4 protein-coding genes are annotated in these 3,308 nt (G+C 66.8%); all 4 read left to right on the top strand.

The genetic code is table 11. The features are described 5' to 3' along the window. A partial coding sequence (locus AB4Y86_RS15290; RefSeq protein WP_441403045.1) for a GntR family transcriptional regulator occupies nucleotides 1–535 on the top strand: 535 nt, incomplete at its 5' end. A gap of 188 nt (nucleotides 536–723) precedes the next feature. Next, nucleotides 724–1,713 carry a phosphotriesterase gene (locus tag AB4Y86_RS15285; RefSeq protein ID WP_441403044.1) on the top strand — a complete coding sequence of 330 codons (990 nt, stop codon included), beginning with the start codon at nucleotides 724–726 and terminating at the stop codon, nucleotides 1,711–1,713. Nucleotides 1,714–1,763: 50 nt separating this feature from the next. Then, nucleotides 1,764–2,717 (top strand): phosphotriesterase family protein, encoded by a 954-nt coding sequence (locus AB4Y86_RS15280; RefSeq protein ID WP_441403043.1) that lies wholly within the window; start codon nucleotides 1,764–1,766, stop codon nucleotides 2,715–2,717. Between the two features lie 78 nt (nucleotides 2,718–2,795). Next, nucleotides 2,796–3,308, top strand: a 513-nt coding sequence (locus AB4Y86_RS15275) for an FAD-dependent oxidoreductase (RefSeq protein ID WP_441403042.1), incomplete at its 3' end; no start/stop codon positions are given.

Here is a 3,308-nt window from a genome sequence, read left to right as displayed (position 1 = left end):
AGGCAAGGGGACGTTCCCAGTAACGGGCGCCCGGGTGCAGCGGCCGGCCGACGTGCGGTCCGGGGCCCTGTACCAGTACCTCGCCGAGAGCGGCCTCCATCCGACCGGCAAGGTGTCCGGCGTCGAGCGCATTGAGCCGCCCGCCCGCATCCGCGAGCTTCTGGGGCTGGATGCACACGAGCGGTTGCTGCATTTCAGCCGCCTGATCTCAATTGAGGACGAGCCCCTCGTCGAGGCCGACGTTTACATCCGGGCCCCGGAAGAGTTCAGGCCCACCGAGGCAGAGCTGGACGAGGAGGGCTCGGCCTTCAGGTTGCTCGAGCGCAAGTTCGGCATCGCGCACGTCCGGGCCGAGCACGACGCCTGGGCGACCGCCGCGACCGCCGGCCAGGCGGCCACCTTCGGCGTGAGCCAGGGAAGCCCGCTGCTGGTCATCGAGACAATCTTTTTCACGACCGGCGACCGGCCCGCGGGCTGGCGCTCCGCGGTACACCAGGCCGACAGGTTCAAGTACCGGTTCAGCACTAGCCAGTGACGCATTCTTGACTTTGGCTATACAGCGTGTAAACCTTGTAGACAGGTAAGCAAGGTCACACTCACGGGCGCTCTGCTTACCTCGCTGCACCGAGTTCGGCGAGGATCCCTCCAGAGGTCGCGCGGTGCATGATCCTTCCCAGCGCGTTACGCCAACGACGGCGGAACGTAAGACGAAAGGTTGTGCCGATGACGGATACAACGACAGTCGCCAGTAAAACCGTCAACACGGTCCTTGGCCCCCTCCCCGCTTCCGAATTGGGGGTAGTCGCAGTCCACGAAGCCCTCCTCTCCGTGGTCCCCGGTGCCCAGTACGCCCCGGATGTCCGCATGGACCGGGCCGAGATCTTCGAGATCCTGGCAGCGAAACTGACGGACTTCCGCGAACGCGGCGGCAGCACGATCGTCGACAGCACCGGCATGTTCCACGGCCGCGACCTGAAACTCTACGAGGCGCTCTCGCGTTCCACCGGCGTGAACATCGTCGCTTCCACGGGCATGGGCCCGGAGGAGACGCTCGGCGGCTACTTCCTGACCCCCCAGACCAACCCGCCCACGCCGTGGCCGGCCGAGAAGTTCGYCGACCTGTTCTCCAAAGAGGTCACCGAGGGCATGGTGGTCCCGCGCGTCGAACGCCGCGGTGCCGCCGGACTGGTGACCACCACGGCCGACCGCGCCGGCATGACGCCGACCGAAGAGAGCCTGTTCCGGGGTGCGGCACGGACCGCCCTGAACACCGGAGTCGCGGTCTCCATCCGGTATGGCGCCGATGCCCTGCACGACCTCGACGTCGTCCTGGACGAAAAGCTCCCCGCCGACCGTGTGCTGGTCGGCGGCTTGGATCGCACGGACGCCGTCGCGGTCGGCGCCGCCCTGGAGGTGGCCCGCCGCGGAGCGTTCGTCGGCCTGGACCACGTGGGCCTGGACGATGACGAGGCATACGTAAGTGACCGCGAGCGCGCGGCCCTGGTCATCGACCTCGTCAAGGCCGGCCACGGCCACCAGATCATCCTGTCGGGCAACTCGATCGGCGTGGCCAAGGGCCAGCCGGACTACGACCTGCCGTTCAGCCATGTCGTGTCCACCTTCGTGCCGTTCCTCAAGGCGCAGGGCCTGAGCGACGACGACGCCCGGCGCATCCTGGTGGAAAACCCGCGCAACCTGCTGACCGTGCGCTAAGCACCGGCCGGCTCACACCCAACAAGCTTTCGAACCCCTGAGGTGAACGAATGACCAAGGTCAACACCGTGCTGGGAACCATCCCGGCCGAAGAACTGGAAATCGTGGCAGTCCACGAACACATCGGCTACGGCATGCCCGGCTCCGAACTCGACACCAAATGGTGGAAGTCGCCGGAGCAGGCCTACGAGGAAACCGTGCCGAAGCTGCGGAAGTTCCGCGAGAACGGCGGCGGCACCTTCGTGGACGCCACCGGCATCTGCAACGGCCGCGACGTCGACTACTACAAGTCCCTGTCCCGGAAGACCGGGGTGCATATCGTGGCCTGCACCGGCTTCGTCGGGGGCGACACCGCGCTGCCGCACTTCGCCCGCGCCACCGTCGACTACCTGGCGAAGGTCTTCATCCACGAAATCACCGTCGGCATCGGTGACACCGGCGCCAAGGCCGGCGTCATCAAGGTCGGCGTGAGCCGCGGCGGCCGCATGACCGACCTGGACAAGCGCATCTACCGGGCCGCGGCACGGGCCGCCGTCGTCACCGGCGCCCCGATCCTGACCCACCTGGCCATCGACCCCGAACCGGCGGTGCACATCTTCAACGAGGAGGGCCTGCCGCTGGACCGGGTGCTGTTCGGCCACGCCGACGACGGCCTGAACGCGCCGATCACCCCGCACGACTGGATCTACGAGCAGGGCGGCCGGATCGGCTTCGACACCTTCGGCTACGACCTCGAACTGCCGGACCCGCCGTTCTGGGGCCGGAAGCGCGCCGAGCGGATGGAGCACTTCGTGAAGCTCGTCAACAAGGGCTACGCGGACAAGCTCCTCGTCTCGGCCGACGCCAACTGCAGCCCGCTGGGCTGGCCGGGCGTCAAGGGCCACACCATCAACTACATCTTCGACGACATGATCCCGGACATGCGCGCGGCCGGCATTGACGACGCCACCATCAAACTCCTGCTCGAGGAGAACCCGGCCGACTTCCTCTCACTGAGCGCCTGACCAAGACAGACCACCACAACTTACCCGTTCCACCATCCTGGCCCCGGCCAGGGATGCGTCAAGAAAGAGATGAAACCAATGAAGGCTTCAGACATCAAGAACCTCCGGATCGCGATCGTCGGCGGAGGCTACGGCGGCGCCGCCGCGGCCAAGGCCCTGCAGAACATCGGCGCGGAGAACGTCCACGTCTACGAGCAGGCTCCCGCGCTGGGCCAGGTTGGCGCCGGCATCGGACTGCGCCCGCCAACGGTCGAACTGTTCCGCCAGTGGGGCATCTTCGACGCGATCGCCACGGTCAGCTCCCCCAGCGACCACCTGGAAATCCTCAGCGCCGACGGCCAGCACGTCCTCGCCAACGAGGAATGGCCCTTCCTGAACGCCTACGAGAAGGTCAACCACAACCGGATGATCCACCGCGGCGACTTCATCGACGCCCTGCTGAGCGTCCTGCCGGAGGGCATGGTGCACCTTGGCTACAAGCTGGCGACCATCAAGGACAACGGCGACCACGCGACCCTGACCTTTGAAAACGGCGAGGTCATCACCGCCGACGTCGTGATCGGCGCCGACGGGATCCGCTCCACCGTCCGC

Origin of the sequence: Arthrobacter sp. 2YAF22_2 (assembly GCF_052114645.1) — a bacterium.
In the GTDB taxonomy this organism is placed as follows: domain Bacteria; phylum Actinomycetota; class Actinomycetes; order Actinomycetales; family Micrococcaceae; genus Arthrobacter.
Note: the sequence above shows the minus strand (reverse complement) of the source record. Positions and strands in the feature narration are given on the sequence as shown.